The 26444-nt window shown below is 74.5% G+C and carries 21 protein-coding genes and 1 tRNA gene; 15 read left to right on the top strand and 7 right to left on the bottom strand.

Annotated features, from left to right (window positions below; translation table 11 throughout):
* Nucleotides 1–13 precede the first annotated feature (13 nt).
* Together ACIF6L_RS25240 and ACIF6L_RS25235 are read right to left on the bottom strand one after the other, a co-directional pair.
* On the bottom strand, nt 14–694 hold the full coding sequence (locus ACIF6L_RS25240; RefSeq protein ID WP_352290676.1) for a TetR/AcrR family transcriptional regulator: 681 nt from the start codon (nt 692–694) through the stop codon (nt 14–16).
* A 95-nt stretch (nt 695–789) separates the two neighbouring features.
* Nucleotides 790–1761: an acyl-CoA desaturase gene (locus ACIF6L_RS25235; RefSeq protein WP_396488707.1), complete on the bottom strand. Its 972-nt coding sequence runs from the start codon at nt 1759–1761 to the stop codon at nt 790–792.
* Nucleotides 1762–1996: 235 nt separating this feature from the next.
* On the opposite strand from ACIF6L_RS25235, the gene ACIF6L_RS25230 reads away from it, so the two are divergent.
* From ACIF6L_RS25230 to ACIF6L_RS25205, 6 genes are all read left to right on the top strand, one after another.
* Nucleotides 1997–2070 (top strand) — tRNA-Gln (locus ACIF6L_RS25230).
* Nucleotides 2071–2208: 138 nt separating this feature from the next.
* Nucleotides 2209–3666 carry a bifunctional UDP-N-acetylglucosamine diphosphorylase/glucosamine-1-phosphate N-acetyltransferase GlmU gene (glmU, locus tag ACIF6L_RS25225; RefSeq protein ID WP_352290664.1) on the top strand — a complete coding sequence of 486 codons (1458 nt, stop codon included), beginning with the start codon at nt 2209–2211 and terminating at the stop codon, nt 3664–3666.
* Nucleotides 3667–3867: 201 nt separating this feature from the next.
* Nucleotides 3868–4845 carry a ribose-phosphate diphosphokinase gene (locus ACIF6L_RS25220; RefSeq protein ID WP_329489318.1) on the top strand — a complete coding sequence of 326 codons (978 nt, stop codon included), beginning with the start codon at nt 3868–3870 and terminating at the stop codon, nt 4843–4845.
* Nucleotides 4846–5131: 286 nt separating this feature from the next.
* Nucleotides 5132–5722, top strand: a complete 591-nt coding sequence (locus ACIF6L_RS25215) for a 50S ribosomal protein L25/general stress protein Ctc (RefSeq protein WP_329489319.1) — start codon at nt 5132–5134, stop codon at nt 5720–5722.
* Between the two features lie 107 nt (nt 5723–5829).
* The gene (gene pth / locus ACIF6L_RS25210) at nt 5830–6411 is read left to right on the top strand and encodes an aminoacyl-tRNA hydrolase (RefSeq protein WP_329489320.1); all 582 of its coding nucleotides are present in this window, start codon (nt 5830–5832) and stop codon (nt 6409–6411) included.
* A 180-nt stretch (nt 6412–6591) separates the two neighbouring features.
* Nucleotides 6592–6918: a hypothetical protein gene (locus ACIF6L_RS25205; protein ID WP_352290665.1), complete on the top strand. Its 327-nt coding sequence runs from the start codon at nt 6592–6594 to the stop codon at nt 6916–6918.
* A gap of 89 nt (nt 6919–7007) precedes the next feature.
* Here the strand turns inward: ACIF6L_RS25205 and ppc are convergent, their stop codons facing one another.
* Nucleotides 7008–9821, bottom strand: a complete 2814-nt coding sequence (gene ppc / locus ACIF6L_RS25200; RefSeq protein ID WP_380390979.1) for a phosphoenolpyruvate carboxylase — start codon at nt 9819–9821, stop codon at nt 7008–7010.
* 260 nt (nt 9822–10081) lie between these two features.
* On the opposite strand from ppc, the gene ACIF6L_RS25195 reads away from it, so the two are divergent.
* Entirely contained in the window at nt 10082–11350 is a 1269-nt protein-coding gene (locus ACIF6L_RS25195; RefSeq protein WP_329489322.1) for a histidine kinase, read from the top strand.
* Nucleotides 11351–11420: 70 nt separating this feature from the next.
* On the opposite strand, the gene ACIF6L_RS25190 is transcribed toward ACIF6L_RS25195, so the two are convergent.
* Complete coding sequence (locus ACIF6L_RS25190; RefSeq protein ID WP_396488934.1) at nt 11421–11942, bottom strand: SUKH-3 domain-containing protein; 522 nt, start codon at nt 11940–11942, stop codon at nt 11421–11423.
* Between the two features lie 76 nt (nt 11943–12018).
* Nucleotides 12019–12480, bottom strand: coding sequence for a YwqJ-related putative deaminase (locus tag ACIF6L_RS25185; RefSeq protein ID WP_329489323.1), 462 nt, complete (start codon nt 12478–12480; stop codon nt 12019–12021).
* Nucleotides 12481–12833: 353 nt separating this feature from the next.
* Here ACIF6L_RS25185 and ACIF6L_RS25180 point away from each other — a divergent pair, with 353 nt between their 5' ends.
* The 7 genes from ACIF6L_RS25180 to ACIF6L_RS25150 all read left to right on the top strand — a co-directional run bounded on the left by ACIF6L_RS25180 (nt 12834) and on the right by ACIF6L_RS25150 (nt 23097).
* On the top strand, nt 12834–13994 hold the full coding sequence (locus ACIF6L_RS25180) for a Gfo/Idh/MocA family protein (RefSeq protein WP_396488702.1): 1161 nt from the start codon (nt 12834–12836) through the stop codon (nt 13992–13994).
* Complete coding sequence (locus ACIF6L_RS25175) at nt 13991–14971, top strand: NAD-dependent epimerase/dehydratase family protein (RefSeq protein ID WP_359809247.1); 981 nt, start codon at nt 13991–13993, stop codon at nt 14969–14971. Before ACIF6L_RS25180 ends, ACIF6L_RS25175 begins: the two co-directional genes overlap by 4 nt.
* A gap of 34 nt (nt 14972–15005) precedes the next feature.
* Complete coding sequence (locus tag ACIF6L_RS25170; RefSeq protein ID WP_396488700.1) at nt 15006–16136, top strand: DegT/DnrJ/EryC1/StrS family aminotransferase; 1131 nt, start codon at nt 15006–15008, stop codon at nt 16134–16136.
* A 134-nt stretch (nt 16137–16270) separates the two neighbouring features.
* The gene (locus ACIF6L_RS25165; protein ID WP_396488698.1) at nt 16271–17395 is read left to right on the top strand and encodes a DegT/DnrJ/EryC1/StrS family aminotransferase; all 1125 of its coding nucleotides are present in this window, start codon (nt 16271–16273) and stop codon (nt 17393–17395) included.
* Nucleotides 17396–17555: 160 nt separating this feature from the next.
* Complete coding sequence (locus ACIF6L_RS25160; protein ID WP_329489328.1) at nt 17556–18557, top strand: SMI1/KNR4 family protein; 1002 nt, start codon at nt 17556–17558, stop codon at nt 18555–18557.
* A gap of 72 nt (nt 18558–18629) precedes the next feature.
* The gene (locus tag ACIF6L_RS25155; RefSeq protein WP_396488696.1) at nt 18630–21377 is read left to right on the top strand and encodes an SUKH-4 family immunity protein; all 2748 of its coding nucleotides are present in this window, start codon (nt 18630–18632) and stop codon (nt 21375–21377) included.
* 265 nt (nt 21378–21642) lie between these two features.
* Nucleotides 21643–23097: a hypothetical protein gene (locus ACIF6L_RS25150; protein WP_396488694.1), complete on the top strand. Its 1455-nt coding sequence runs from the start codon at nt 21643–21645 to the stop codon at nt 23095–23097.
* A gap of 61 nt (nt 23098–23158) precedes the next feature.
* Here the strand turns inward: ACIF6L_RS25150 and ACIF6L_RS25145 are convergent, their stop codons facing one another.
* Nucleotides 23159–23824, bottom strand: coding sequence for a hypothetical protein (locus ACIF6L_RS25145; protein ID WP_396488692.1), 666 nt, complete (start codon nt 23822–23824; stop codon nt 23159–23161).
* Nucleotides 23825–24213: 389 nt separating this feature from the next.
* Between ACIF6L_RS25145 and ACIF6L_RS25140 the strand changes: the two genes are divergently transcribed.
* Complete coding sequence (locus tag ACIF6L_RS25140) at nt 24214–24615, top strand: beta/gamma crystallin domain-containing protein (RefSeq protein WP_359809257.1); 402 nt, start codon at nt 24214–24216, stop codon at nt 24613–24615.
* 90 nt (nt 24616–24705) lie between these two features.
* On the opposite strand, the gene ACIF6L_RS25135 is transcribed toward ACIF6L_RS25140, so the two are convergent.
* Nucleotides 24706–26019: a nucleotide sugar dehydrogenase gene (locus tag ACIF6L_RS25135; protein WP_396488689.1), complete on the bottom strand. Its 1314-nt coding sequence runs from the start codon at nt 26017–26019 to the stop codon at nt 24706–24708.
* Nucleotides 26020–26444 lie beyond the last annotated feature (425 nt).

Here is a 26444-nt window from a genome sequence, read left to right as displayed (position 1 = left end):
CGGCGGCCCGGGCCTAGGACTTGCGGTCGCCGACCAGCTTGGGGTGGCGCTCCATCCCCTCCAGGCCGTGCCAGGCGAGGTTCACCAGATGGGCGGCGACCTCGGCCTTCTGCGGCTTGCGCACCTCCAGCCACCACTGGCCGGTCAGCGCGACCATGCCCACCAGCATCTGCGAGTACATCGGGGCGAGGCGCGCGTCGAAGCCCCGCGCCTTGAACTCCAGGCCCAGGATGTCCTCGACCTGCGTCGCGATGTCGCTGATCAGCGAGGCGAAGGTGCCGGTCGACTGGGCCACCGGGGAGTCCCGGACCAGGATCTTGAAGCCGTCCGTGGACGTGTCGATGTAGTCCATCAGCGCGAACGCCGCCTGCTCCAGCAGCTCCCGCGAGTGCCCGCCGGTCAGCGCCCCCGTCACCATGTCCAGCAGCAGCTGCATCTCGCGGTCCACGACCACCGCGTAGAGCCCCTCCTTGCCGCCGAAGTGCTCGTACACCACCGGCTTGGACACCCCGGCCCGCTCGGCGATCTCCTCGACCGAGGTGCCGTCGTAGCCGCGCTCCGCGAACACCGACCGGCCGATCTCCAGCAGCTGCTCCCGCCGCTGCTTCCCGGTCATCCGCACCCGGCCGCTGCGGCGGCGGCCCGCGGGCGCGGCGGCGCCCGCCGGGGCAGCGGCACGCGGACGGGCCTGCACCGGATCGGGTGCGGCGTCCGTCCGCGGGCTCTCGTGGCCGCCTGTGCTGTCTGCGCTGCTCCCGTTCACCCCTCCATCATGCTGCAGGCGAGCCCTCATGCGGCGCGGCGGGCGGCGATCCGCTCCGCGTCCGGCCAGCGGACGTCCCGGGCCCAGCCGGCCAGCTCGAACCAGCGGATCAGCCGGGCCGAGGAGTCGACCTGCCCGCGCAGCACGCCGTGCCGGGCCGAGGTCGGGTCCGCGTGGTGCAGGTTGTGCCAGGACTCGCCGCAGGAGAGCACCGCCAGCCACCAGACGTTCCCGGAGCGGTCGCGGGAGCGGAACGGGCGGTTGCCGAGCGCGTGGCAGATCGAGTTGATCGACCAGGTGACGTGGTGCAGCAGGGCGACCCGGACCAGTGAACCCCAGAAGAAGGCGGAGAGCGCACCCTGCCAGGAGAGCGTGACCAGCCCGCCGACCAGCGGCGGGATCAGCATCGAGAGCGAGGTCCAGAGCCAGAACAGCCGGGAGATCCGCCTTATGGCCGGATCGTCCACGAGGTCCGGCGCGTACTTGAGCTGCGGGGTCTGCTCCTCGTCGAAGAGCCAGCCCATGTGCGCCCACCAGAGGCCCTTGAGCAGGGCCGGGACGGTCTCGCCGTAGCGCCACGGCGAGTGCGGGTCGCCGTCCTTGTCGCTGTACCGGTGGTGCTTGCGGTGGTCGGCCACCCAGCGGACCAGCGGGCCCTCGATGGCCAGTGACCCGGCCACCGCGAGGGCGATCCGCAGGGCCCGGTTGGCCTTGAAGGAGCCGTGGGTGAAGTAGCGGTGGTAGCCGATCGTGATGCCGTGGCAGGTGAGGAAGTACATGACGGTGGCGATCGCGAGATCGGTCCACCCCAGGCCCCAGCCCCAGGCCACCGGCACGGCCGCCAGCAGGGCGGCGAACGGCACGGCGATGAACAGCCCGAGCGCGACCCGCTCGGCGAGGCCCTGGTTCTCCCCGCCGCGGGTGGCGGAGAGCAGGGTCGGGGCGGGATCGATGGAGTGCGCGGTATCGGCGCGCGCCTCGCCGGCCTGGATGGTCATGGGTGTCCCTTGAGGGCGGGGTGGAGGTTACGTCTGCGTAACCTACGGCATCGTAGGTTGCGTTCGGCCGTCAGGGGAATACGTGGCCGCGGGCGGCTCGGCGTATTTCACCCGACTGGATGGACAACGCCCGGATCCGCGCGGGCCGGGCCGGCCGCGCCGGGGTGGTGGAGCTATGCGGCCGCAACCCTTAGGCTGTGTCGGAGCGCCTCGGGCGCTGCGAGTTGATGATCGATCCGCCGTGGTGTAATGGCAGCACAGGGCCCTTTGGAGGCCTTTGTCTGGGTTCGAATCCTAGCGGCGGAGCCAGCGGGCGCTCTGTTTCGGGCGCATCCCCCGCCCCCCGGTATTGTCGGGGCTGCTCGGCGGACTGTGCGAAGGCGACCGGCCTGGGTCCCGGCCGGGCTGCACTGCCCTCTCTGTGAACCGACTGAGGAGCCTCCCCCCGTGAGTGCCAATTCGCCTGCCGCCGTTGTCGTGCTTGCCGCCGGTGGCGGGACCAGGATGAAGTCGAACAGCCTGCCCAAGGTGCTGCACGAGGTCTGCGGGCGGTCGCTGGTGGGCCATGCGGTCGCGGCAGCACAGGAGTTGACTCCGCAGCAGCTGGTCGTCGTGGTCGGGCACATGCGGGAGAAGGTGCAGGAGCACCTGGGGGCGCACTACCCGGCGGCGCGCGCTGTGGTGCAGGAGGAGCAGAAGGGCACCGGGCACGCCGTCCGCACCGCGTTGGAGGCCCTGGCGGCCGACGGCGTGGAGCTGGACGGCACGGTGATCGTCACCACCGGGGACGCGCCGCTGCTGACCGGCGCGACGCTGGCGGCCCTCGCCGGCGCGCACGCCGAACAGGGCAACGGCGTCACCGTCCTGACGGCCGTCGTCCCGGACCCGTTCGGCTACGGGCGGATCCTGCGGGACGAGGCGGACGGCGCCGTCGCCTCGATCGTCGAGGAGAAGGACGCCTCGGACGCCCAGCGGGCGGTCGACGAGATCAACTCCGGGGTCTTCGCCTTCGACGCCAAGCTGCTGGCCGAGGCGCTGTCCCGGGTCACCACCGACAACGTCCAGGGCGAGGAGTACCTCACCGACACCCTGGAGATCCTGCGGACGGCCGGCCACCGGGTCGGCGCCGTGGTGGCCGCGGACTACCGCGACATCCTCGGCATCAACGACCGGGTGCAGCTGGCCCAGGCCCGGCGCCTGCTGAACGACCGCCTGCTGGAGCGGGCGATGCGCGCCGGCGTCACGGTGGTGGACCCGGCGACCACCTGGTTCGACGTCCAGGTGTCCTACGAGCCGGACGCGGTCGTCCTGCCGGGCACCCAGCTGCAGGGCCTCACCCATCTGGGCGAGGGCTGCGAGGTGGGCCCGAACTCGACGCTCAAGGACACCCGGATCGGCGCCGGCGCGCGTGTGAGCAACACCACGGCGGACGGCGCCGAGGTGGGCGACTTCGCCACCGCCGGCCCGTACGCCTACCTGCGGCCGGGGGCGAGGCTCGGGCGCAAGGCGAAGGTCGGCACCTACGTCGAGGTGAAGAACTCGGAGCTGGGCGAGGGCGCCAAGGTGCCGCACCTGTCCTACATCGGGGACGCCACCATCGGCGAGGGCAGCAACATCGGCGCGGCCTCCGTCACGGTGAACTACGACGGGGTGAACAAGCACCGCACGGTGATCGGGGCGCACTGCCGGACCGGCTCGGACAACATGTTCATCGCCCCGGTGACGGTCGGTGACGGCGCCTACACCGGGGCCGGCTCGGTGATCACCGGCGACGTTCCGCCCGGGGCGCTGGGCGTGAGCCGGGCGCAGCAGCGCAACATCGCGGGCTGGGTGGAGCGCAAGCGCCCCGGGACCGCATCGGCGCAGGCCGCGGCTGCCGCGACGGACGGGGCCGCGGAGGTCTGACGGGCCGGGTGGGAGTCCGAGGGGCGGTCCCGGGGCGGACGGTTTCCGCACGGGCGCGTAACCTTGGGGACATACGTGCGCCACTGGGCTTACCGCCCGTGTCCAGGCGTACCGACATTTCCCCGACCCCTATCGCCAGCGGGCTCGTGCCTGCCTGCGGTGCGGACGGGTTCAGCGTCAGCAACGCGAGGAGACGGTGCAGTGAGCGGGATCACGACGTCGGGTGAGAAGAAACTCAAGCTCTTCTCCGGCCGTGCCCACCCTGAGCTGGCGAGGGAGGTGGCCGAGGCGCTCGGGACCGAGCTGGTCCCGACCAAGGCCCTGGACTTCGCCAACGGTGAGATCTACGTCCGCTTCCTGGACTCCGCGCGCGGTGCGGACTGCTTCGTGATGCAGAGCCACACGGCTCCCATCAACCAGTGGATCATGGAACAGCTGATCATGATCGATGCTCTGAAGCGGGCCTCGGCCCGGAGCATCACCGCGATCCTGCCGTTCTACGGGTACGCCCGCCAGGACAAGAAGCACCTGGGCCGCGAGCCCATCTCGGCCCGCCTGATCGCGGACCTGCTGGCCAGCGCCGGCGCCGACCGGATCATGGCGGTGGACCTGCACACCGCGCAGATCCAGGGCTTCTTCTCCGGTCCGGTGGACCACCTGTTCGCGCTGCCGCTGCTGGCGGACTACGTGGGCGACAAGGTCGACCGCGACCGCCTCACCGTGGTGTCCCCGGACGCCGGCCGGGTGAAGGTCGCCGACCAGTGGTCGGACCGTCTGGGCGCGCCGCTGGCGATCATCCACAAGCGCCGCGACATGACCCAGGCCAACACCATCCTGTCCGCCGAGGTGGTCGGTGACGTCAAGGGCCGGGTCTGCGTCCTGGTCGACGACATGATCGACACCGCCGGCACCATCTGCGCCGCGGCCGACGCGCTGTTCGAGAACGGCGCCGCGGACGTGATCGTGGCCGCCACGCACGGCGTGCTCTCCGGTCCGGCCGCGGACCGTCTGAAGAACTCCCGGGTCAGCGAGTTCGTGTTCACGAACACCCTGCCGACCCCGGCCGAGCTCCAGCTGGACAAGATCACCACGCTGTCGATCGCCCCGTCGATCGCCGCCGCGATCCGCGAGGTGTTCGAGGACGGCTCGGTCACCAGCCTGTTCGAGGGCGTGCACTGACGAAGCCCGCGCAGGCGGCCCCGGTCCTCAAAGGGCCGGGGTCGCCGTCGATTTCGTCGGAGGGCACCGGTGCGGTTAGACTCGTGAAAATGCTCGGCGAGGGATGCCGTGTGCCTGCTCGTCGGGTGCCCGTGCTCCGTGATCGACGCGCTGCTGGGGCCGGTTCTTCCGGCCGTTGGCAGAGGTCGTACGCCGCCGAGTGACCCCCGAACGTACTGTGGGTGTGGTCCCGGCGGTTTTTCGCGTTGCCTGCACCCCCGCGCCAGTTTTCACGAGGAGTGCAGTCGTGTCCGAGATCCGCATCGCCGCTGAGACCCGTTCCGAGTTCGGTAAGGGCGCTGCCCGCCGGGCCCGTCGTGCCGGCCTGGTCCCCGGTGTCGTCTACGGCCACGGCCACGCCCCGGTTCACCTGAACCTGCCCGGCCACGACCTGATGATGGCCCTCAAGACCCCGAACGCCCTGCTGGTCGTTCCGATCGAGGGCAAGGACGAGTACGTCCTGCCGAAGGCCATCCAGCGCCAGGCCATCAAGCGCACCATCGAGCACGTCGACCTGCTCCTCGTGAAGCGCGGCGAGAAGGTCACCGTCGAGATCCCCGTCCTCACCGAGGGCGAGCTGGCCCCCGGCGGCAACCTGCTGGAGCACGTCCTCAACGCGCTGCCGATCGAGGCCGAGGCCACCCACCTGCCCGAGTCCGTGACCGTCTCGGTCGAGGGCCTGGAGGCCGGTGCCTCGATCACCGCCGGTGACATCTCGCTGCCCAAGGGCACCACGCTGGCCGTCGAGGCCGACACCGTCGTGCTGCAGGTCATCGGCGCCCAGGCCTCGCAGGCCGACGCCGACGCCGAGGCCGCCGAGGCCGGCGCCGAGGCCTGAGCCTCCCGCACCGTCTGACCGCTGCCCCGGCCGCTCCGTACTGGAGCGGCCGGGGCAGCGGTGTGTCCGGGATGATGTCGACGAGCGAGAGCACGAGGAGCGATGCGATGAGCGAGGACGCGTACGAGGGCCCCTGGCTGGTGGCCGGGCTGGGCAATCCGGGGGAGCAGTACGCCCGGAACCGGCACAACATCGGCTTCATGGTGGTGGACCTGCTGGCGCAGCGGATGGGTGCCAGGTTCAAGGCGCACAAGAGCCGCGCGCAGGTGGCCGAGGGGCGGCTGGCGGGCCGGCGGGTGGTGCTGGCCAAGCCGATGACCTTCATGAACCTCTCGGGCGGCCCGGTGACCGCCCTGCGGGACTTCTACAAGACGCCGGCCTCGGCCCTGGTGGCCGTCCACGACGAGCTGGACATCGACTACGCGACGCTGCGGCTGAAGCTCGGCGGCGGCGACAACGGCCACAACGGGCTGAAGTCGATCACCAAGTCGCTGGGCCCGGAGTACTACCGGGTGCGCTGCGGGATCGGCCGCCCGCCGGGCCGGATGGAGGTCGCGGACTTCGTCCTGAAGGACTTCTCCGCCACCGAGCGCAAGGAGCTGGAGTGGTTCGTGGACCGCTCGGCGGACGCCGTGGAGGCACTGCTCACCGACGGCCTGGAGCGGGCCCAGGGCGTCTACCACTCCTGATCCGGCGTCAGGACGGTTGTTCGGCAAGGGAGCGGATCCCCGCCCGCCCGCCGCGGTGGGCGGGGCGGCTGGGCAACAGTCGTACAACGCTTGGCCGCCCAAACCTGAATGGGTGTGAGAAACCCGTGCCGGATCGGATAGCGTCGGGCCCGTACGCGAACGGGTCCTGGGGAGTTCTCGATGCGGAGTTTGCGGCCGGTCCGGCGCCTGCGGCGGGTTCGGGTGGTACGGCTGAGGAAGCTCGGTCGCAAGGTCGGCACGGCCGGTGCGCTGGGGGCGGCCGGGGTGCTGCTCTCGGGCGGTGGCGTGGCCCACGCGGAGACGGTGGCGGACCCCGATCCCGGTGTGGTGTCCCAGGATCCCGCGGCGGCCCAGTTCGGCCCGGTACTGGGCGGCTCGGTCGGCGGTGACGCGGGCCTGCTGGCCGTCGGCGGCGGCCTGGTCGTGGCGGCGGGCGGCGCGGCCCTCTGGCTGAAGCGCCGGCGCGCGGGCGATCCGGTGGAGTGACGACGGTACGACCGGTGTGACGCGAAGGGCCCGGTGCCGCCCCCTCGACCGAGGGGGCGGCACCGGGCCCTTGCGGTGCCGGGTGCCGGTCAGCCGGTGTTGCGCAGGCCGGCGGCGATGCCGTTCACGGTCAGCAGCAGGGCGCGGGCCCGCAGCGGGTCCTCCGGGCGGCCGGTGGAGGCCTCCTCGCGCTGGCGGCGCAGCAGCGCGACCTGGAGGTAGGAGATCGGGTCGAGGTAGGCGTCGCGGACGGTGAAGGTCTGCTTCAGCACCGGGTTGTGCTCCAGCAGTTCGCTCTCCCCGGTGAGGCGGAGCACCTCGCGCAGGGTCAGCTCGTGCTCGGCGGTGATCTGGTCGAAGATGTGGTGCAGCTCGGCGGGCACCAGCTGCTCGACGTAGTGGCGGGCGATCCGCAGGTCGGTCTTGGCCAGCGTCATGGCGACGTTGGACAGGAAGTTGCGGAAGAAGTGCCACTGGCCGTACATCTCGTCCAGGACGTCCCCGAGACCCGCCTCGCGGGCGGCGGCGAGGCCGGCGCCGACGCCGAACCAGCCGGGCACGATCTGGCGGGACTGGGTCCAGCCGAACACCCACGGGATGGCGCGCAGGCCGTCCAGGCCCGCGCCCGAGTCGGGGCGGCGGGACGGCCGGGAGCCCAGGTGCAGCGAGGCGAGCTGGTCGACCGGGGTGGCCGCGAAGAAGTACTTCGGCAGGTCCTCCTGCTCGACCAGGGCGCGGTACGCGGTGTGCGCGGCCGCCGAGACCTGGTCCATCGCGGCGTCCCAGCGGGCCAGCTCCTCGGGGGCCTGGCGCGGGGCGGTGTGCAGCGCCGAGGCGGACAGGGTGGCCGAGATGGTCAGTTCCAGGTTCTCCCGGGCCAGCGAGGGCAGCAGGTACTTGTCGGAGATCACCTCACCCTGCTCGGTGACCTTGATCTCGCCCTCCAGGGTGCCCCAGGGCTGGGCCAGGATGGCCTCGTGCGAGGGGCCGCCGCCGCGGCCGACGGTGCCGCCGCGGCCGTGGAAGAGCCGCAGCCGGATCCCGTAGCGGTGGGCGACGTCGCGCAGCCGGCGCTGGGCGCGGTGGATCTCCCACTGGGAGGTGGTGATGCCGCCGAACTTGGAGGAGTCGGAGTAGCCGAGCATGACCTCCTGGACGTCGCCGCGCAGCGAGACGAGCAGCCGGTAGGAGGGGTCGGAGAGCATCTCGTCCAGGATCCGGTCGGCCTCCTGGAGTTCGTCGGTGGTCTCCAGCAGCGGCACGATGCCGATCTTGGCGATACCGGCGTGCAGGTCGATCAGACCGGCCTCGCGGGCCAGCACGGTGGCGGCGAACACGTCGTCGGCGCCCTGGCACATCGAGATGATGTAGCTCTCGACGATCTCGTCGCCGAACCGCTCGAAGCCCTCGCGGATGGTGTTGAAGACGCCGAGGGTCTTGGTGCCCGCGGCGTCCAGCGGGGCCGGGGTGGGCGCGAGCGGGCGGCGCGAGCGGAGCTCCTTGGCGAGCAGCTTCTGCCGGTACTCGCGGGGCATGTCCGCGTAGCGCCAGGCCTCCTCGCCGAGTCGGTCGAAGAGCTGGCCGAGCGCGTGGTGGTGGGCCTCGGCGTGCTCGCGGACGTCCATGGTGGCGAGCTGGAGGCCGAAGGCCTCGATGGTGCGGATGGCGCGGGCGAGCCGCCCGTCGGCGATCAGGCCGCCGCGGTGGGAGCGGAGCGACTCCTGGATCAGCCGGAGGTCGGCGACGAGCTCGCGGGTGCCGAGGTAGTCGCGGCCCGCGATGTGCGGGGTGCCCTGGGCGAGCCGCTCGCGGGTGTTCTCGAGCTTGAGCCGGACGCAGGTGGCCTTGAGGCGGTAGGGCTCCTCGGCGTTCATCCGCTTGTAGCGCGGGCTCAGCTCGGGGAGCACGTCCAGGTCGGCGTGGAGCGAGGCGACCAGCTCGGCCGAGGCGCCGGCCAGGCGCTCGGAGGTGGAGAGCGAGTTGCGCAGGTCGTCGACGGCCGCCAGGGCGTCCTTGATGCCGTACTCGTGCTGGAGGTTCAGGACGTCCCAGGTGACCTGCGGGGTGACGTTCGGGTTGCCGTCGCGGTCGCCGCCGATCCAGGTGCCGAAGGTGAGCGGGCGGACGCCGTCGGGCAGGGTGAGGCCGACCCGGGCGAGCTCCTCGTGCAGCTCCTCCAGGACCTCGGGGACGGCCTCGCGGTAGAGCTCGTCCAGGTAGTAGACGGCGTTGCGGGCCTCGTCGGTCGGCTCCGGGCGGGCGATCCGCAGCTCGTCGGTCTGCCAGAGCAGGTCGATGACCTCGGCGAGGCGGCGGTCGGCCTGCCGCTTGGCGGAGGTGGTGCGGGCCTGGTCGGCGTGCGAGAGGCCGGCGGCGATCTGCTCGCGGTGGATCCGGTCGAGCAGCTCGCCGATCCGGCGGAGCTTGTTGAGGACGCTGCGGCGGGCGGCCTCGGTGGGGTGGGCGGTGAAGACCGGGCGGACGGCCAGGTGGGCCAGGGTGTTCGCGAGGTGCTTCGGGTCCGCCTCGCCGAGCTGGTCCGCGGTCTGGGCGAGCAGCGAGCCCTCGCGGGCGCGGCGGGTGGCCAGCTCCCGGCCGCGGTGCACCTGCTCGGTGACGTTGGCGAGGTGGAAGTAGGTGGAGAACGCGCGGACCAGCTTGGCGGCGGTGTCCAGGTCGATGTCGGAGAGCAGTTCGGCGGTGGCCTCGCCGTCGGTGCGGCTCAGCAGGCGGACCTGTTCGACCAGGCCCAGCAGCTGGGGGCCCTCCTGGCGGACCAGCGTCTCGCCGAGGAGGTCGCCGAGGCGGCGGATGTCCGCGCGCAGGGCTGTGTTGTCGGCGTCGGCGCCGGCGGGGCCGACACGGCTGGGGCTGTCCGCCGGGGTGGGGACCGGAGCGGTCACGGCTGGCTCCCTGTGGTGGTGGGGTTCGGCAACGGCTCATCGTCACAGCTCCGCACACGTGTGGCGGGTGTGACGCGTGCGGACCGCGCTGTCCGACGCGACCCAGCATAGGTGTCGGGGCGGTTGCTGTCCGCGAGGTGGCCGGATGGCGGACAAGATCACAGCCGGTTCAGGTGGTCTGGACCACTTGAAGGCCCGCACGGGTGTCGGGGCGGAACCGGGTGGGGACGGGTCGGGGTTCACGCTTAGGCTGTGGGGCTATGAGCAAGTCGCCTGGGGAGCGCGAGCGGGACCGGTCGTTCTGGTGGTGGGAGCGCCGGCGCAGCGCTCTCCTGGACATCGGGCTGGCGGCGCTGGCGGCGCTGGAGTGCGCGGCCAGCGCGGTCGCCTTCCTGGCGCCCCGGGTCCACCTGGGCGTGGTGGCCATCGTCGGGGTCGCGCTGTTCGGCGCGGCGGCCGGCGCCACGCTGGTGCTGCGGCGGCGCTGGCCGGCGGTGCCGGTGCTGGTGGCCCTGGTGGCGATGCCCGGGATGCTGGGCGTGGTGCTGCTGACGGTGTCGCTCTACACGCTCGCGGAGACCTGGGAGTGGCCGAGCCGGCGCCGGCGGGTGGTGGCGCTGTCCGCCCTGGCCTTCGCCGAGGCGGTCGGCGTGATGCTGGTGTCCATGCTCACCCCCTCCGACCTGACGGTGGAGCAGCCGCCGCTCTGGGGGCAGGTGCTGCTGTCGGTGCTGGTGGCCGTCGGCCTGACCGTGCCGCCGGTGGTCACCGGCCTGTACGTGGGCGCGCGGCGGCGGCTGATCGAGTCGCTCAAGGACCGCGCGCACGGCCTGGAGACCGAGCTGGACCTGCTGGCCGAGCAGGCCCGCGAGCGTGCCCGCCGGGCCCGGCTGGAGGAGCGGACCAGGATCGCCCGGGAGATGCACGACGTGGTGGCCCACCGGGTGTCGCTGATGGTGGTGCACGCCGGGGCGCTGGAGCGGATCGTGGCGAAGGACCCGGAGCGGGCGGCCCAGAGCGCCAAGCTGATGGGGGAGGTCGGCCGGCAGGCGCTGAACGAACTGCGCGAGATCCTCGGGGTGCTGCGGATGTCGGACGACAGCGCGCCGGAGCCGGACTCGCTGGTCGCGCTGCCCCGGCTGGTCGACCAGTCGAGGGCGGCCGGGATGGCCGTCACCCTGACCGTCAGCGGCAGCCGCCAGGAGTTCACCACCGAGGCCGAGCAGACCGCGTACCGGGTGGTCCAGGAAGGCCTGACCAACGCGCACAAGCACGCCGGTGGCGCGCAGGTCGCCGTGCTGCTCGCCTACGCGCCCAACGGCGTGCGGGTCAGCGTGGTGAACGCCTGTCCGGGCGGCGAGCGGACGGCGGCGGCGCTGCCCAGCGGGGGCAACGGGCTGATCGGGATGCGGGAGCGGGTGGTCGCGCTGGGCGGCACCTTCTCGGCGGGGCCGGAGGCGGACGGGGGCTTCCGGGTCGAGGCGGTGCTGCCGTCCAGGCTGGCCGTCCGGGCCGACCGGCTGGGGTGAGGCCGCCGGCCGGGCGGCGTCCGCCCGGCGCGGCCCGGGCCGGAGCGCTCAGCCCTCGTCGGCGGTGCGCTCAGCCCTCGTCGGCGGTGCGCAGCCGCTCGGGCGCGGTGCCGAGGACGAGGGTGCTGATCGCCTGGTCGACGCCGTGGCCGAGGAACCACTCCCCGGTGTGGTCCAGGCTGTAGACCCGGCCCTCCTCGTCCACCGCCAGCAGGGCCTGGCCGTACGCCTCCTCGCCGAGCGGGGCGAGCCGGGTGTCCAGGGCGCGGCCGAGGTCGGCCAGGGTGCGCGGCTGGTGGAGCCCGCAGAGCGGGTCCACCAGGAAGGGCGTCCGGGCCAGCTGGCGCCCCGGGCCGTCGAGGTCGAAGGCGAGGCCGCCGAACTCGGCCCAGGCCTCCACCGCGGCCGGGAACACCGCGTGACCGACGCCGGCCGGGCCGCCGTACGCCGCCAGTGCGTCGGCCCACTCCTCGGCCTGGCGGATCTGCCAGCGGCCGGGGTGCCAGCCGGCCGCCTTGAGTTCGGCGGCGACATCGGCCGGAAAGCGCGGGCGGCTGCGCAGGGCGGACCCACCGGACGTCGGCGGGGGCAGCGGCGGACTGGGCGGACTGGGCGGGTTCAGGGCGGGCTCCGGCGGCTCGGGGACGGGGGCGTACGCGGGTGCGCGGTCAGCGGGCGGGCGGCCCGACCGCGACGCTCCGCACGGCGAAGTGCTCCAGCAGCGGTACGCAGGAGCGGCAGGGCGGGGCGTGGGTGCCGTGCGCCGGGTCGTGCTCCTCGCGGATCCGTACGGTGGTCAGCCGCGAGCCCTTGAGCGCCTTGCGGGCCTCGGGCAGGCCCAGTGGCTTGCGGGCGGCGCGCTTGGAGCGCTTGGCGTCCACGACGGCCAGGTACTGGGAGAGCAGGACGGCCTCCGGGCAGCGGCCGGTGAAGCGCTCGCGGTGCTCCAGCGGCAGCGCGTCCAGGAAGTCGGCCACCAGGGGATGCAGGGCCGGGCGCCGGGCGGGCTTGTCGCCCGCCAGGGTGTGCACCTCGCCGCCCTTCAGCGACAGGGCGGCGGCGACGGCGGGCAGCAGGCTGTCGCGGAAGTGGCGCAGCACGGGCGGGCCGGCCGGTTCGCCGGTGGTCATACGTCGTCCTCCTCCTGTTCGTCCGCCGGTGACGGGACCGTGTGGGGTCAGTCCGGGGCAAGCCTGTCAAATGGCACCGACATCCGTACAACCGGGGGGCGACGGCCGGCCACCGGCGGGCCGGTGGGCACGCCGTGTCGGCCGGATCCGCACGCCGTCGTCACGACTCGTCCCCGGGTTTCCCGAATCCGCCTCCGGCCGGGGGCGGCGGCCGGTAGCGTTCCAGCAGCGAGCCAAGGGGGTGGCCGGTCCCTGGGGGGTTGATCGGCCGGTGCGGCAACTCCTCTGCTCGGTCTGGCCGTTGAGGCCGTCGGGGCAAGGGCGCCCCGGCGTCGAGCAAGGGGGGTCTTGCGATGACGGGGACGGAAACCGCGAACGAGGCGCCCGGCGAGCACGTGCCCACCCCGGGCGCGCCGCCGCAGCCCGCGCCCGCGCACCCGATCGGGATCGCGGTGGTCGGCGCCGGCTACTGGGGCCCGAACCTGGTCCGCAACGCGCAGCAGACGCCGGCGCTGCGCCTGCACTGGCTCTGCGACCTGGACGAGGTCAGGTCCCGCCGGGTGCTGGGCGAGTACAGCACCGTCCGGTCCACCACCTCGTTCGCCCAGGTGCTCGCGGACGAGCGGGTCGGCGCGGTCGCGGTCGCCACCCCGGCCGCCGCGCACTACCGGCTGGCCCGGGCCGCGCTGGAGGCGGGCAAGCACGTCCTGGTGGAGAAGCCGATCACCACCTCGGCCGCGGAGGCCGCCGAGCTGGTGGCGCTCGCCGAGGAGCGCGGCCTGGTGCTGATGTGCGACCACACCTTCTGCTACACGCCCGTGGTGCGCCGGATCCGCGAGCTGGTGCACGGCGGGGAGATCGGCGACGTCCAGTTCTTCGACTCGGTGCGGATCAACCTCGGGCTGGTCCAGCCGGACGTGGACGTGCTCTGGGACCTCGCCCCGCACGACCTGTCCATCCTGGACTTCGTCCTGCCACCGGGCGTCGAACCGATCGGGGTCTCCGCCCAGGGCGCCGACCCGATCGGGGCCGGCCGGGCCTGCGTGGCCTATCTGACGGTCCGGCTGAGCAACGGCGCGCTGGCGCACTGCCACGTCAACTGGCTCTCCCCGACGAAGGTCCGCACGACGCTCATCGGCGGCTCGCGGCGCACCCTGGTCTGGGACGACCTCAACCCGCAGGCCCGGCTCGCGGTGCACGACCGCGGTGTGGACCTCACCCCGCCCGACGAGCTGACCGACGCGATCCGCCACCAGACGCTGATCTCCTACCGGGTGGGCGAGATGGTCGCGCCCGCGCTGGTCGAGCAGGAGGCGCTGCGCAACGTGATGGCCGAGTTCGCCGCCGCCATCACCGAGGGCCGGGCCCCGCTCACCGACGGCCGGGCCGGACTGCGCGTGCTGCAGCTGCTGGAGGCCGCCTCGCTCAGCCTGGAGCTCGGCGGCGCCACCGTCCCGGTCGGCGCCGGTCCCGACGAACTGTCCGACGCGAACGAGAGGGCCGCCGCGCGGTGAACGCTGTACAGATCGAGGGCTCCCGCTGCCTGGTCACGGGCGGGGCCGGCACCATCGGCTCCACCGTGGTCGACCAGCTGATCGCGGCGGGCGCCCGCGAGGTGGTCGTGCTCGACAACTTCGTCCGCGGCCGGGCGGCCAACCTGGCGTACGCCCGCGAGATCGCCGCACCCGGGCAGCTGCGGGTGGTGGACGGCGACATCCGCGACCGCGGCCTGCTGCGCGAGCTGCTGGGCCCCGGCACCGACCTGCTGTTCCACCTGGCCGCGATCCGGATCACCCAGTGCGCCACCGAGCCCAGGCTGGCCCTGGAGATCATGGTGGACGGCACCTTCGACGTGGTCGAGGCCGCCGCGGAGGTCGGCGTCGGCAAGGTGATCGCCTCCTCCACCGCCTCCGTCTACGGCCTCGCCGACGTCTTCCCGACGCCGGAGACCCAGCACCCGTACCACAACGACACCCTGTACGGGGCGGCCAAGGTCTTCAACGAGGGCCTGCTGCGCAGCTTCCACGCGATGGCCGGCCTGGACTACGTCGCGCTCCGGTACTTCAACGTGTACGGGCCCCGGATGGACGTCCACGGCAAGTACACCGAGGTGTTCATCCGCTGGATGGAGCGGATCGCCGCCGGGCAGCCGCCGCTGATCTTCGGCGACGGCGCGCAGACCATGGACTTCGTCTACACCGAGGACATCGCCCGGGCCAACCTGCTGGCCGCCGCGGCGCCCGTCACCGACCGGGTCTACAACATCGCCAGCAGCACCGAGGTCTCGCTGCGAGGGCTGGCCGACGCCCTGCTCACCGCGATGGACCGCACCGACCTCGACGTCGAGCACGGCCCCGCCCGGGGCACCGCCGGCGGCGTGGTCCGGCGCCTGGCGGACATCACCGCCGCCGAACGCGACCTCGGCTGGAAGCCCGAACTGGGCCTCGACGACGGCCTGCGCAGGCTGGTCGCCTGGTGGCGCGAGCAGTAGTCCCCTCGTCTGCACGGCAGTTCGGAGTACACCTGTGTCCACCATCCCCGTCATGATCCCCTGGCTCGGCGAGGAGGAGGCCCTCGCCGCCGCCGAGGCCGTCCGCTCCGGCTGGGTGGCCCAGGGCCCCCGGGTCGCCGAGTTCGAGCGGGCCTTCGCCGAGCACCTCGGGGTACCGCACGCCGTCGCGGTCTCCTCCTGCACCACCGCCCTGCACCTGGCGCTGATCGGCGCCGGGGTCGGGCCGGGGGACGAGGTCGTCGTCCCCTCGTTCTCCTTCGTCGCCACCGCCAACGCCGTCACCTACGTCGGCGCCGTCCCGGTCTTCGCCGACGTGGACGTCACCACCGGCAACCTCACCGCCGCCACCGTCGAACCCCTGCTCACCGAGCGGACCAGGGCCGTGATCGCGGTCGACCAGGGGGGCGTCCCGGTCGACCTGGACGGGCTCCGCGCGCTGGTCGAACCGCGCGGGGCCACCGTGGTCGAGGACGCCGCCTGCGCGGCCGGCTCCGTCCACCGGGGCCGGCCGGTGGGCGGCACGGCGGCGCTGGCCGCCTACTCCTTCCACCCGCGCAAGCTGCTCACGACCGGTGAGGGCGGCATGGTCACCTGCCAGGACGGCGCGCTCGCCGCCCGGCTGCGCCGGCTGCGCGAGCACGGGATGAGCGTCTCGGCCGCCGACCGGCACGCCGCGAAGGACGGCGCCGGCCGGCTGGAGACGTACGACGAGATCGGCTTCAACTACCGGATGACCGACATCCAGGCGGCGATCGGCCTGGTGCAGCTGCGCAAGCTGCCGGCCATGGTCGCCCGGCGGCGCGAACTCGCCGAGCGGTACCGGGAGCTGCTGGCCGGCGCCGGCGGCCGGCTGGTGGCCGACCCGGTGCACGGCAGCACCAACTACCAGTCCTGCTGGCTGCTGCTCCCGGACACCGCCCCCGACCGCGGGGCGGTGCTCGCCGACCTCGCCGCCGCCGGCGTCTCCGCCCGGCGCGGCATCATGGCGGCCCACCTGGAGGCCCCGTACCAGGGCACCGCCCGGGTGCCGCTGCCCGCCACCGAGCTGCTCACCGGCCGCTCGCTGATCCTGCCGCTCTACCACGCGCTCACCGAGCGGCAGCAGGACCGGGTGGTCGGGGCCGTGCGCGCGGCGCTCGGCTGAACCGGCCCGGCCGGCCCCGCCCGTCCACGTTCACGGCCACGTTGACGGCCACGTTCACGGCCACGGCCCGGGGCCGGGCCGTCGCCGCCGTCCGCCCGCTCCGATCCGCCGAGACACCCCAGGGGGAGACCAGGATGAGCACCGATCAGCCCGTCGACGAGCCGGTTCCGCTGGTGGACCTGAAGGCCGCGCACGCCGAGGTGGAGGCCGAGGTCCGGGCCGGCTTCGACCGGGTGCTCGCCACCGGCGGCTACGTCAAGGGCCCCGAGACGGCCGGCTTCGAGGCGGAGTACGCGGCCTTCTCCGGCGCCCGGCACTGCGTCGGCGCCGCCAACGGCACCGACGCGCTCGAACTGGCGCTGCGCGCCCTCGACCTGCCGCCCGGCGGCGGCGTGGTGCTCCCCGCCAACACCTTCGTCGCCACCGCGGAGGCCGTGGTCCGGGCCGGGCTGCGCCCGGTGCTGGTCGACGCCGACCCGGACCACCTGCTGATCGACCCCGAGCGCGTGGCGGACGCGCTGCCCGGCGCCGTCGCGCTGCTGCCCGTCCACCTCAACGGGCAGCTCGCCCCGATGGGCCCGCTGCTGGAGCTGGCCGCCGGCCGGCCGGTGGTGGAGGACGCCGCGCAGTCCCAGGGCGCCCGGCAGCACGGCCGCGCCCTCCACGGGCTGGTCTCCGCCACCAGCTTCTACCCCGGCAAGAACCTCGGCGCGTACGGGGACGCGGGCGCCGTCGTCACCGACGACGACGCCCTGGCGGCCGCCGTCCGCCTGATCGGCGACCACGGCTCGGGCCGCAAGTACGAGCACGAGCGGTTCGGCTTCAACTCCCGGATGGACGCGCTGCAGGCCGTCGTGCTGCGGGCCAAGCTGCGCCGGCTGCCCGCCTGGAACGAGGCCCGCCGGGCCGCCGCCGAGCGCTACCACCGGCTGCTGGCCGGGATCGACGGCCTCACCCCGCCGCGGACCGCGCCCGGCAACGAGCACGTCTGGCACCTGTACGCGGTGCGGATCGGGCCCGGCCGGGACCGGGACGCGGTGCTGGCCGCGCTGCAGGCCGCGGGCATCGGCGTCGGCGTCCACTACCCGGTACCCGTCCACCTCCAGCCGGCGTTCCGGCAACTCGGCCACGGCGCGGGCGCGTTCCCGGTCGCCGAGCGGGCCGCCCGGGAGCTGCTCACCCTGCCGCTCCACCCGCACATCACCGCGGCCCAGCAGGAACGCGTCGTGGAGACGCTGGCCAAGGCGCTCGCCGCCTGAGCCCCGGCGGGCCGGCGCGGTCCGGGCCCGCGGCCGCCTCCCCGCCCGTGGCCCGCGGGCTGTCCGGTGTGCCCGGGCGGGGGGTCGTGGCCCGGGGGGACCCCCTACGCTGGTGTCCAGCAAGCGCACCGAATTTGCAGCAGCCAGTGGGGGCTCCCAGATGACGACAGGTCGGCCCGGCGTCGCCGCCGCGCCCAACGCGGCGTACGCAGGTCAGGTGGTGCAGTTCCCGGACCCGGTCCGCGCGGAGCGGCACCCCGCCGGGGTCAGGGTGGACGAGCACGGTCACCCGGACTTCGGTCCGTACGCGGCGGCCGCGGCCGAGGTGGCCGATCCGCCGGAGGGCTTCGGCGTCGACGAACTGCGGCTGACGGACTACGTCTCGGCCAATGCCGCGCAGTTCACCCAGGGCCATCCGCTCTGGGCCGACCTGGAGACCGCCGTGGCCACCCCGCCCGGTTGGACCTGGCACCACGCGGTCGGCCGGGCCGCGCCCGGCTGGCGGCGGATGGAGCTCGTCCCGGTCGAGGTGAAGGCGCTGCTGCGGCACCACGGCGGCCTGGCCACCTCCACCGCGGACCACACCCGCCGCGGCACCCGCCCCTTGCAGGAGCGCCGGCCGGTGCACTTCTCGCTCGCCCGGGACGGCGGCGACCCGATCGGCGTCCCCGAGGACCTGGTGCAGCGGGCCGAGGAGCGCCTCGGCTACCGGCTGCCCGGCGCGTACCGGACCTTCCTCAAGCTGGCCGGCGGCCGGGCCCCGGTCGGTGTGGCGCTCGACCCCGAGCTGGGGCTGCTGCTCGACCAGCCGTTCCTGACCCTCAGCGAGGAGTACGGGACGGAGGACGTCGTCTACGCCAACAAGTGCCTGCGCGACCACCTCACCAAGGACTACCTGGGCATCGCCTACGCCCAGGGCGGCATCGTGGCGCTCAAGGTGCGCGGCGACCGGGCCGGCTCGGTCTGGTTCTGCCTCTACGACGACGCCCGTGACGGCGGCGCCCCCGAGGCGCCCGAGGAGCGGGTCGCCCGGCTGCTGCTGCCCTGCGGCGAGGACTTCGACGACTTCCTGCTCCGGCTGGCCGGCAGTCCGCCGGAACTGGAGACGGTCGCGGAGCTGATGGTGGACGGCGGGTTCGCCCGCGCCGTGCCGGTGGGCTGACGTGGCCCGTACGGCTGCGGCGACGGTGGTAGCGGAACAAGCGGGGACGAAGGGGACAGGGGTGAACCGGGCGTGGTGACGTACACGCAGGCGCAGGAGCTCGCCGACGAGTGGATCAACGGCGGGGTGCCGCGTCCGCAGCAGCGCGAGGTACGGGTCCGGGAGTTCGACCTGGGCTTCGTCTGCTGGGCGGTGCAGCCCGCGGAGGGCGCGGCCGGTGGCTCCGGCGGCCCGGCGGACGGTTCCGAGGGCTCGGCGGCCCCGGGCGGCTCGGCGGGTGAGGCGCGGCTGGTGATCGCCCGGGACTCCGGCGCCAGCACACTCTGGCCGGCGCTGCCGGTCAACGAGGTGGTCCGGCAGTACGAGGAGGTCTACGGACGGCCGGTCGCGGCCAATCCGGCCGGGGCGGCCAGGCCCGCGCCCGGGCCGGTGGAGGCGACGTCCTTCCTGCTCAGCCCGCCGCAGTGGCTCCAGGAGGCGGGGGCCGAGGCGATCGCCGCCGAGGCCGACCGGCTCGGCGCCCCGGCGCCCGCGCATCCGGCCCCGCCGGCTCCGGCACCCGCCGCCGCTCCGGCCGCTCCGGTCGGTCCGGCCGGCTCCGAGGCGCCGCCGGTGCCGCCGGCACCCGCCGTGCTGACTACGCCGCCGCTCTCCGAGCGGCCGGCCGGGGACGCGCCGACCATGCTCGCCCCGCCGCCCGGCCAGGGCGGCCCGCCCCCGGCCGCGCCGGCGGTCGCCCCGCCGGTGCCCGCCACGCCGCTCGCTCCGCCCGCCCCGCCCGTCCCGTCCCCGCCGGCCGCCGGTGCCGAGGCGGCGACCGTGCTGCTGCCCGACGGTCTGCGGACCAACGGCGCCGGTCTGGCCGGCGAGCCGCGGCCCGGCGCCGAGGCGGCCACCGTGCTGCTGCCCGAGGGCGGCTACGGGATGGCCCCGGTGCCCCCCGCCGCCGCTCCGGCGGTCGAGCCCGCCCCGACGGTGCTGGCGCCGCCGGACGCGATGCCCGGCCTGATGGGGCTGCCCGGTGCCCCGGGCCCGGGCGCCCCGGCCCCCGGTGCGCCGGCCGCGCCGGTGCCGCCGTCGGCCGAGCAGGCCCCGACCGTGCTGGCCTCGCCGGACGCGATGCCCGGCCTGATGGGCCTGCCCGGTGCCCCCGGTCCGGGCGCGCCGGCTCCCGGCGGCCCGGCGATCCCGCCGGGCGGCCCCGGTGTCGAACACGCCGCGACCATGCTGGCCTCGCCGGACGCGATGCCCGGCCTGATGGGCCTGCCCGGCGCCCCCGGTACCCCCGGCGCGCCCGCTCCGGCGCCCGACGCGTCGCACGGGGCGCGCGGCCGGAGCGCGGCGGCCGCCCCGCCGCCGCCCCCGCCGGCCGCCCTGCGCGGCGGCACGGCCGCTCCGGGCGGAGCACCGGTCTCGCTCGGCCGGAGCGCGGCCGCCGCCCCGCCGCCGCCCCCGCCGGGCGGCCTGCGGCAGTCCTCGGGCACGGGTGCCCCCGCCGCGGCCGCGGGCGGTCGCGGCGCGGCCGGTGCCCCGCCGCCCCCACCGCCGGCCGGCCTGCGCGGCCCCGCGGCCCCGCCCGCGCCACCCGCCGCCGGCCCGCCCGCCGGCGGGGTCGCGTACGAGCGCACCCAGCTGGCGGGAGCGATCGACCCGGCGCTGCTGGGCGGTGCCCCGGCCGATCCCGGCACCCCGCCGTCCGGCGGCCCGGCCGTGCCGCCCCCGCCCGGCCCCGGCGCGGCCGGCTACGGCTACCCCGGCGCGGCCTCGCCGGCCGCCCCGGCTCCCGCCCCGGCCGCCGCCCCGGCGCCGGTCCCCGGTCCGCCGCAGGGCGCCCCGGTGCCGCCCGGTGTGCCGGCCGTCGGCCCCGGCTACTTCGCCGCGCTCAGCTACCGCGGCCCGGACGGCTCGGAGCAGAAGCTGCTGCACCGCAGCGAGCCCGGCACCCCGCACCCGGAGTGGAAGATCCTCCAGGACCTGCGCCGGCTGAACGTCCCGCCGGAGCAGGTCCTGGAGCTCTACACCGAGCTGGAGTCCTGCGACCTGCCGGGCGGCTACTGCAACCGGATGATCGCCGCCTCCTGGCCGAACGTCCGGCTCACCCACACCGCCGACTACGGTCGGGACCACCACTCCCGGCAGGCCGGCATGGCCCAGCTGCTGGACCACCTGGACGAGCTGCACCAGCTGGCCTCCGGCGCTCAGCGGGTCCGCCCGTTCCGGGTGCCGCCGCCCGCCCCGGGCAGCGTCCCGGTGCTGCCGCCGATCGCACCGCAGCAGCTCGGCCAGGAGGTGAGCCAGGCCTTCGGCCCGAACGTGTTCCACTTCGAGCAGCGCGCCGTCTCCCGCCAGGGCGTGCCCGAGCCGGTGGCGCAGACCCTGATGTGGGGGGGCCTGCCGCGCGAGTTCGGACCCTTCTTCTGGGCGCAGGCCCAGGAGGGCCGCCCGATCCCGACGCTCGCCGAGCTGGCCGCCGAGCGCGGACTGACCGGCGGCCCGGACTTCGGCGGCTACCTGGTGCTCGGCAACGACTACGGCCGCCAGCTCTGCGTGCAGTACGGCACGGCGCACGTGGTCGCGGTGGACATCGACGGAACCGGCGAGCCGCCCCGGTTCGTCAACAGTGGTGTACCGGAGTTCGTTCGCGCCCTGGCCCTGCTGGGCCGGATGTGGCGGCTGCGGTACGGGCTGACCCCGGACCAGGCCGGTCGCTGGACGACCGACTTCCAGGCTCAGCTCGCCGCGATCGACCCCGCGGCCCTGCAGTCGGCGGACACCTGGTGGGCCGTCCTCCTGGAGCAGTTCTGGGACGGCCTGCTGTAGCGGGCCGACGCGGATCCGTGCAGGTGGAAGGGGTCGTTCCGGTGTCCGGAACGACCCCTTCGGCGTGCCGTCGCGGCTCTGCCTCGTTGGGGTTTCGCCCTGATCTGCGCAAAATAGGTCAAGAGGATGGGTCTATTCGTCCATTCCTCGCCGCGTTCCGATCCGTACGGCGTCCGATTCCGGACCGCCTTCCGGATCCGGTTCCGGATCCGTCCGTTCCGTCCGATCATGGGCTCCGCAGCCCGCGACACGAGGGGAAGAGCCCATGAGCGATGCCGTCCCCCAGCACGGCTTCACCGCTGCCCGGCGCGGTTACGCGCCCGAGCAGGTCGACCGAGCCCTGACCGTTTTCACCGCCCAACGGGACGAGGCGTGGGAACGGCTGAGCGTGCTGGGCGCCGGAATCCGGGAGATGGAGCGGCGGCTGGCCGAGATCCGGCAGGCCGCCGCCGACGCTCCGGACCCGGACTACCAGGTGCTCAGCGAGCAGGCCGCCGGACTGGCCACGATGGCCGCGAACGAGGCCCGGGCGGTCCGGGAGGCCGCCGAGCGGTTCGCCGAGGACCTCCGCGACGAGGTCTACGAGGCCGGTCAGGCGCTCGGCCAGGCCGCCAAGGAGTACGCCGCCACCACCCGCGCCGAGGCCGACCAGGCCGCCCGGCGCACCGAGGAGCGGACCCGCGCCGAGGCCGAGGCGATCCGGGCCGACGCCGACCGCGAGAGCCGGGCCGTGCGGGACGCCGCCACCGCCCACGCCGCCAAGGTGCGGGTCGCCGCGGCCGAGGCCTCCGAGCTGGCCGAGGCCAAGCTCGCCGAGCTGCGCCGGGAGGCCGACGAGACCTTCGCGGCGACCGAGGCCCGGGCCGACGCCGAGGACGCCCAGATCTCGGCGACCGCGGAGCGCCGGGTCAAGGAGGCCGAGCAGTACCGGGAGACCGTGCTCGGGCAGATCAAGCAGTCCGACGCCGAGGCGCAGGCCCGGGCGGACCAGCTGATCGAGCAGGCCCGGCGCGAGGCCGAGCGGATCAACGCGGAGAGCGAGCGCGAGCAGCGCGAGTTCGCCGCCCGGCAGGAGACGGTGCAGCAGCACCTGGACCACATCAAGGGCACCCTCGCCTCGCTCACCGGCGCGGCGGTGGGCGCGATCGAGCCCGACCTGGCGGCCGAGACCCCGGCCGGGCCCGCGCCGGCGGTCGACTCCGAGGCGGACACCGGCGAGATCGCGGTGGCGAACCTGCGCAAGACCGTCGCGGTGGGCGGCGGGCAGCGGGCCGTCACCGAGGCGGCCACCGCGGTGCTGCCGGTCACTCCCGGCCCGGTGGGTCCCTTCCACGCCGCTCCCGACGACGCCGCTCCCGACGATGCTGCCCCGGCCGCGGACTCCGCTTCGGCCGACTCCGCTTCGGCCGACTCCGCTCCGGCCGTCGCCGGCGCGGTCGCCACCGGGCCGGTCAGCCCCGGACCGGTCGCGCCCGGTCCGGTGGCGCCCGCCGCCCCGGCGGGGGTGCCGCCCCGGCCGAGCACGCCGCCGAGCACGCCGAGCACACCGCCGAGCGGGTCGGCCGCGACCGCGGCCGACGAGGTGGCCGACGACGAGGCGGCCGACGCGCCGGGCCGGCCCGCCGAGGACGAGACCCGGATCATTCCGAAGATCGTGATCGTCGACGACGGCAGCGACTACGCCACCCCGAACACGGTGGGCCTCAACCGGCGGCGCTGAGGCACCGCGAGCGCCGGTCCCGGCACCGGGTGGCCCGGCGGCTCGTGACGCCGTGAGGGCCTCACGAGCCGCCGGCCACCAGCCGGGTGAGTTTCGCGTCCTGGGCCCTGACCGCCTCCTGCTGGGCGGTCAGGGCCTGCGCGTTCCGGTCGATCTGCTGCCGCTGGTAGCCGGCCAGCACGGCGAACCAGATCCCCGCCAGATTGCTCCGGGCCGTGCAGTCGGCGTCGGCGCGGGCCGTCGCCAGCTCGCCCGGGGTGATCTCCGCGACCGCCCGGTACCGCTCCGGCAGGGCCGCCGGGTCGTCGACGCGGAAGCCGGCGGCGGCCATGCAGGTGGACCACTCGCCGGTCGCCGCGGCCACCCGGGCGTCGCGGCCGGTCGCCCCGATCGATTCGTCGAAGAGCCGGCCGACCAGCTCGGCCCCGGGCCCCGGCGGCGAGCCGATCCGTTCCGCCGCCTGCCGGTCGCAGTCGACCCGGGCCGCGTCGTAGGCCTCGGCCGGGCCGGCCGCCGGCGCGACGGGCCGGGGCAGCGCCCGCTTCGGGGGGTGGAACCCCTGGACGGCGGCGGCCTCGGCCCCGAGGTACCCCCAGGCGCCGGCCGGCAGGGCCGTCGCGTTGTCCGGGGCCTGCGCCGCCTGGAGGCCGTCGCCGCCGAAACCGGTGAATCCGGCCCGCTGCATGCAGGAGACGACCAGCATATTCCTGGCCTGAATCTCTTTCACGGCCACCTGGTCATTGGCCTGATAAGCGGAAAGCGGTAGTCCGGTCATTCCGGCGCGGCCGGATTCCGGGGGTTCAGGGGTGCCGATCGCGGGGGGCGTCGGCGCGGATTTCACCGAGTTCCCCCCGGTATCCTCGGCGCAGCCTGCGGAAATGGCCGACAGCACGGCCGCCAGGGTGATGGCGGCGAATCGTCCGAAATGTGGTGGACGTGCCAATCGTCTGCTCCGATCCTCGGGCACGGCAAGCTTGTTCGGACCCTAGCGCATTCCGCTCGACCCCGGCCCGGCGGCCCGTCCCGGGGGTTTCGGCTTGGCCGGAAATCAGCTGTTCGGCGACCGGCCCCCATGTAAATCTCTGGAGTCGCAACCGCTGTCGATGGAGGGGTTTCATGATTCGCCGCACAAATCCCGCAAATCCCCGCAGGGATCGCCGCACCGGAAATGTACTGGCCCGCCGGATCGGTGCCCTCGCCGTTCTCACCGCCGCTGCCGCCGCACTGCTGCCGACGACCGGCGCGAACGCGGTGAGCCAGGTCGAATGCGGAAACCGCACCGATTTCGCGAAGGTGTACAACTACGGTTACAGCGGCCGGCTCTGCTTCGCGAATGACGGCTGGATGTCCGTCCGGATCTACAACGTGGACCGGATCGACGCGGGCAACAACCGGGTCATCACCTATCTGGGGGGTGGCCTCGGCTCCTGGACCGTCTTCAACTGGGAGCAGTACGACTTCAACGGCAACCAGGGCCACCAGGTGACGATGTACGACATCAACCTGTCCCGCTGGTAGTCACCGGGAGCCGGGGCGGGCCGGATCCCTTGTGCGCGGTGCCGGGCGGGTGCGGACGCCCGGCACCGCGTTCGCGCGGGCCGACCGGCCCTACAGCACCTCGACCGTCGCGCCCGAGAGCCGGCGGCGGCAGTCCAGCACGTACCGGGCGTGCGCGGTGACGGCCTCGTAGTCGAACTCGTCGTGGTCGGCGAGCAGCACCACCGCGTCGGCCCCGGCCAGCTCCTCCGGAGTCGCCTCGACCCGGCGGACGGCGGCGAACGGGTCGCCGTGCGGGTCCAGCTCGGCCGACCGCTGCCCGGGGATCACCGGCTCGGGGACGTGCACCCCGACGACCACGTGCGGGTCGGCGGCCCGGACCTCGGCGCCCATCCGGGTCAGCAGCTCGGCGACCCGGGCGGCCGGGGTCTCCCGGGCGTCGCCGGTGTTCTTCTTGTAGGCGAGCCCGAGCAGCAGCACCCGGGAGCCCTTGACCGAGCGCTGCCGCTCGTTCAGCGCCTCGGCGAGCCGGCGCACCACGTAGTCGGGCATGTGGCTGTTCACGTCGTTGGCCAGCTCGACGAAGCGGAACGACTGGCCGAGCGCCCGCTCCACCCGCCAGGACAGGTAGGAGGGGTCGATCGGCAGGCAGTGCCCGCCGACCCCCGGCCCGGGGGTGAAGCGCAGATAGCCGAACGGCTTGGTGGAGGCGGCGTCGATCGCCTCCCAGACGTCGATGCCGAGGTCGTGGGCGAACATCGCCAGCTCGTTGACCAGCGCGATGTTCACGTGGCGGAAGGTGTTCTCCAGCAGCTTGGTCAGCTCGGCCTCCTTGCAGGAGGAGACCGGGACGGTTCGGTCGACCAGCCGCCCGTAGAAGCCGTCGACCGCCGCCAGCGCCGCCGGGTCGATGCCGGAGACCACTTTCGGGGTGTTCTCCAGTCGCCAGTTCGGATTGCCCGGGTCGATCCGCTCGGGGCTGTAGCCGAGGTGGAAGTCCCGGCCGGCGGTCAGACCGGACCCCTCCTCCAGCAGGGGCGCGAGCAGCTCCTCGGTGGTGCCCGGGTAGGTGGTGGACTCCAGCACGACGGTGGCGCCCGGGCGCAGGTGCTGGGCGAGCAGCCGGGCCGAGGCCTCGATGTAGGAGAGGTCCGGCACCCCGTCGCGCAGCGGCGTCGGGACCGTGATCACCGCGATGTCGAAGCCGGCCACGTCGGCCGGCTCGGCGGACGGCAGATAGCTGCCGTTCTCCAGCAGCGGCCGCAGCCGGGGGGCCGGGATGTCCTCGACGTAGGACTCGCCGACCGCCAGCCGTTTGATCCGGCGCTCGTCCACGTCGTAGCCGACCACCTGATAGCCGACTTCGGCCGCCCGGACCGCCAGCGGCAGCCCCACATACCCCTGACCTGCGATGACAACGCGCATGACGAAGAACCCCCTCCATCGCGACGCCCCCTGGTCCCCTCCGGGGCATCCCCACACGGCCTTCACCACAGGGTAGGGAGCGGCGCCGGGCCGCGTGGCCTTTCGGCGAAGTGGGCGGAGCCGTGCCGCGCGGGCGGGCGGCGGCCGTTCAGGTGGTGGTGGCCGGGGTGGTGGTCGCGCGGGCGCGGAGGTCCGGTGGGTGGTGGCCGGGGGCGCGGTGCGGCGGGGAGCGTGGCCGGGGTGCGCGGTGCGGCGAGGGCGCGGAAGGGGGGTGCGCGGCGGGGGACGGGCGCGCGGAGCGGGTGCCCGCGCACCACGAAAGAGGCCGAGACCCGTGGCGCCCTCCAGGAAAGGGCGCCACGGTTCCCGGCGCTTGGGCGGGCGCCCCCACCCAGGGTCGCCCGGCCTCGCACCCCCGACCCCCA

Origin of the sequence: Kitasatospora sp. NPDC086009 (assembly GCF_044540385.1) — a bacterium.
Classification (GTDB): domain Bacteria; phylum Actinomycetota; class Actinomycetes; order Streptomycetales; family Streptomycetaceae; genus Kitasatospora.
This window is presented reverse-complemented; position numbering and strand designations above follow the sequence as displayed.

Bases quoted from the DNA above. Each gene is read 5' to 3' on its own strand.
- ACIF6L_RS25235 (WP_396488707.1), bottom strand. From the start codon at position 1,761: ATGACCATCCAGGCCGGCGAGGCGCGCGCCGATACCGCGCACTCCATC.
- pth (WP_329489320.1), top strand. From the start codon at position 5,830: ATGAGCGAGGACGCGTACGAGGGCCCCTGGCTGGTGGCCGGGCTGGGC.
- ACIF6L_RS25205 (WP_352290665.1), top strand. From the start codon at position 6,592: ATGCGGAGTTTGCGGCCGGTCCGGCGCCTGCGGCGGGTTCGGGTGGTA.
- ACIF6L_RS25195 (WP_329489322.1), top strand. From the start codon at position 10,082: ATGAGCAAGTCGCCTGGGGAGCGCGAGCGGGACCGGTCGTTCTGGTGG.
- ACIF6L_RS25185 (WP_329489323.1), bottom strand. From the start codon at position 12,480: ATGACCACCGGCGAACCGGCCGGCCCGCCCGTGCTGCGCCACTTCCGC.
- ACIF6L_RS25180 (WP_396488702.1), top strand. From the start codon at position 12,834: ATGACGGGGACGGAAACCGCGAACGAGGCGCCCGGCGAGCACGTGCCC.
- ACIF6L_RS25165 (WP_396488698.1), top strand. From the start codon at position 16,271: ATGAGCACCGATCAGCCCGTCGACGAGCCGGTTCCGCTGGTGGACCTG.
- ACIF6L_RS25160 (WP_329489328.1), top strand. From the start codon at position 17,556: ATGACGACAGGTCGGCCCGGCGTCGCCGCCGCGCCCAACGCGGCGTAC.
- ACIF6L_RS25150 (WP_396488694.1), top strand. From the start codon at position 21,643: ATGAGCGATGCCGTCCCCCAGCACGGCTTCACCGCTGCCCGGCGCGGT.
- ACIF6L_RS25140 (WP_359809257.1), top strand. From the start codon at position 24,214: ATGATTCGCCGCACAAATCCCGCAAATCCCCGCAGGGATCGCCGCACC.
- ACIF6L_RS25135 (WP_396488689.1), bottom strand. From the start codon at position 26,019: ATGCGCGTTGTCATCGCAGGTCAGGGGTATGTGGGGCTGCCGCTGGCG.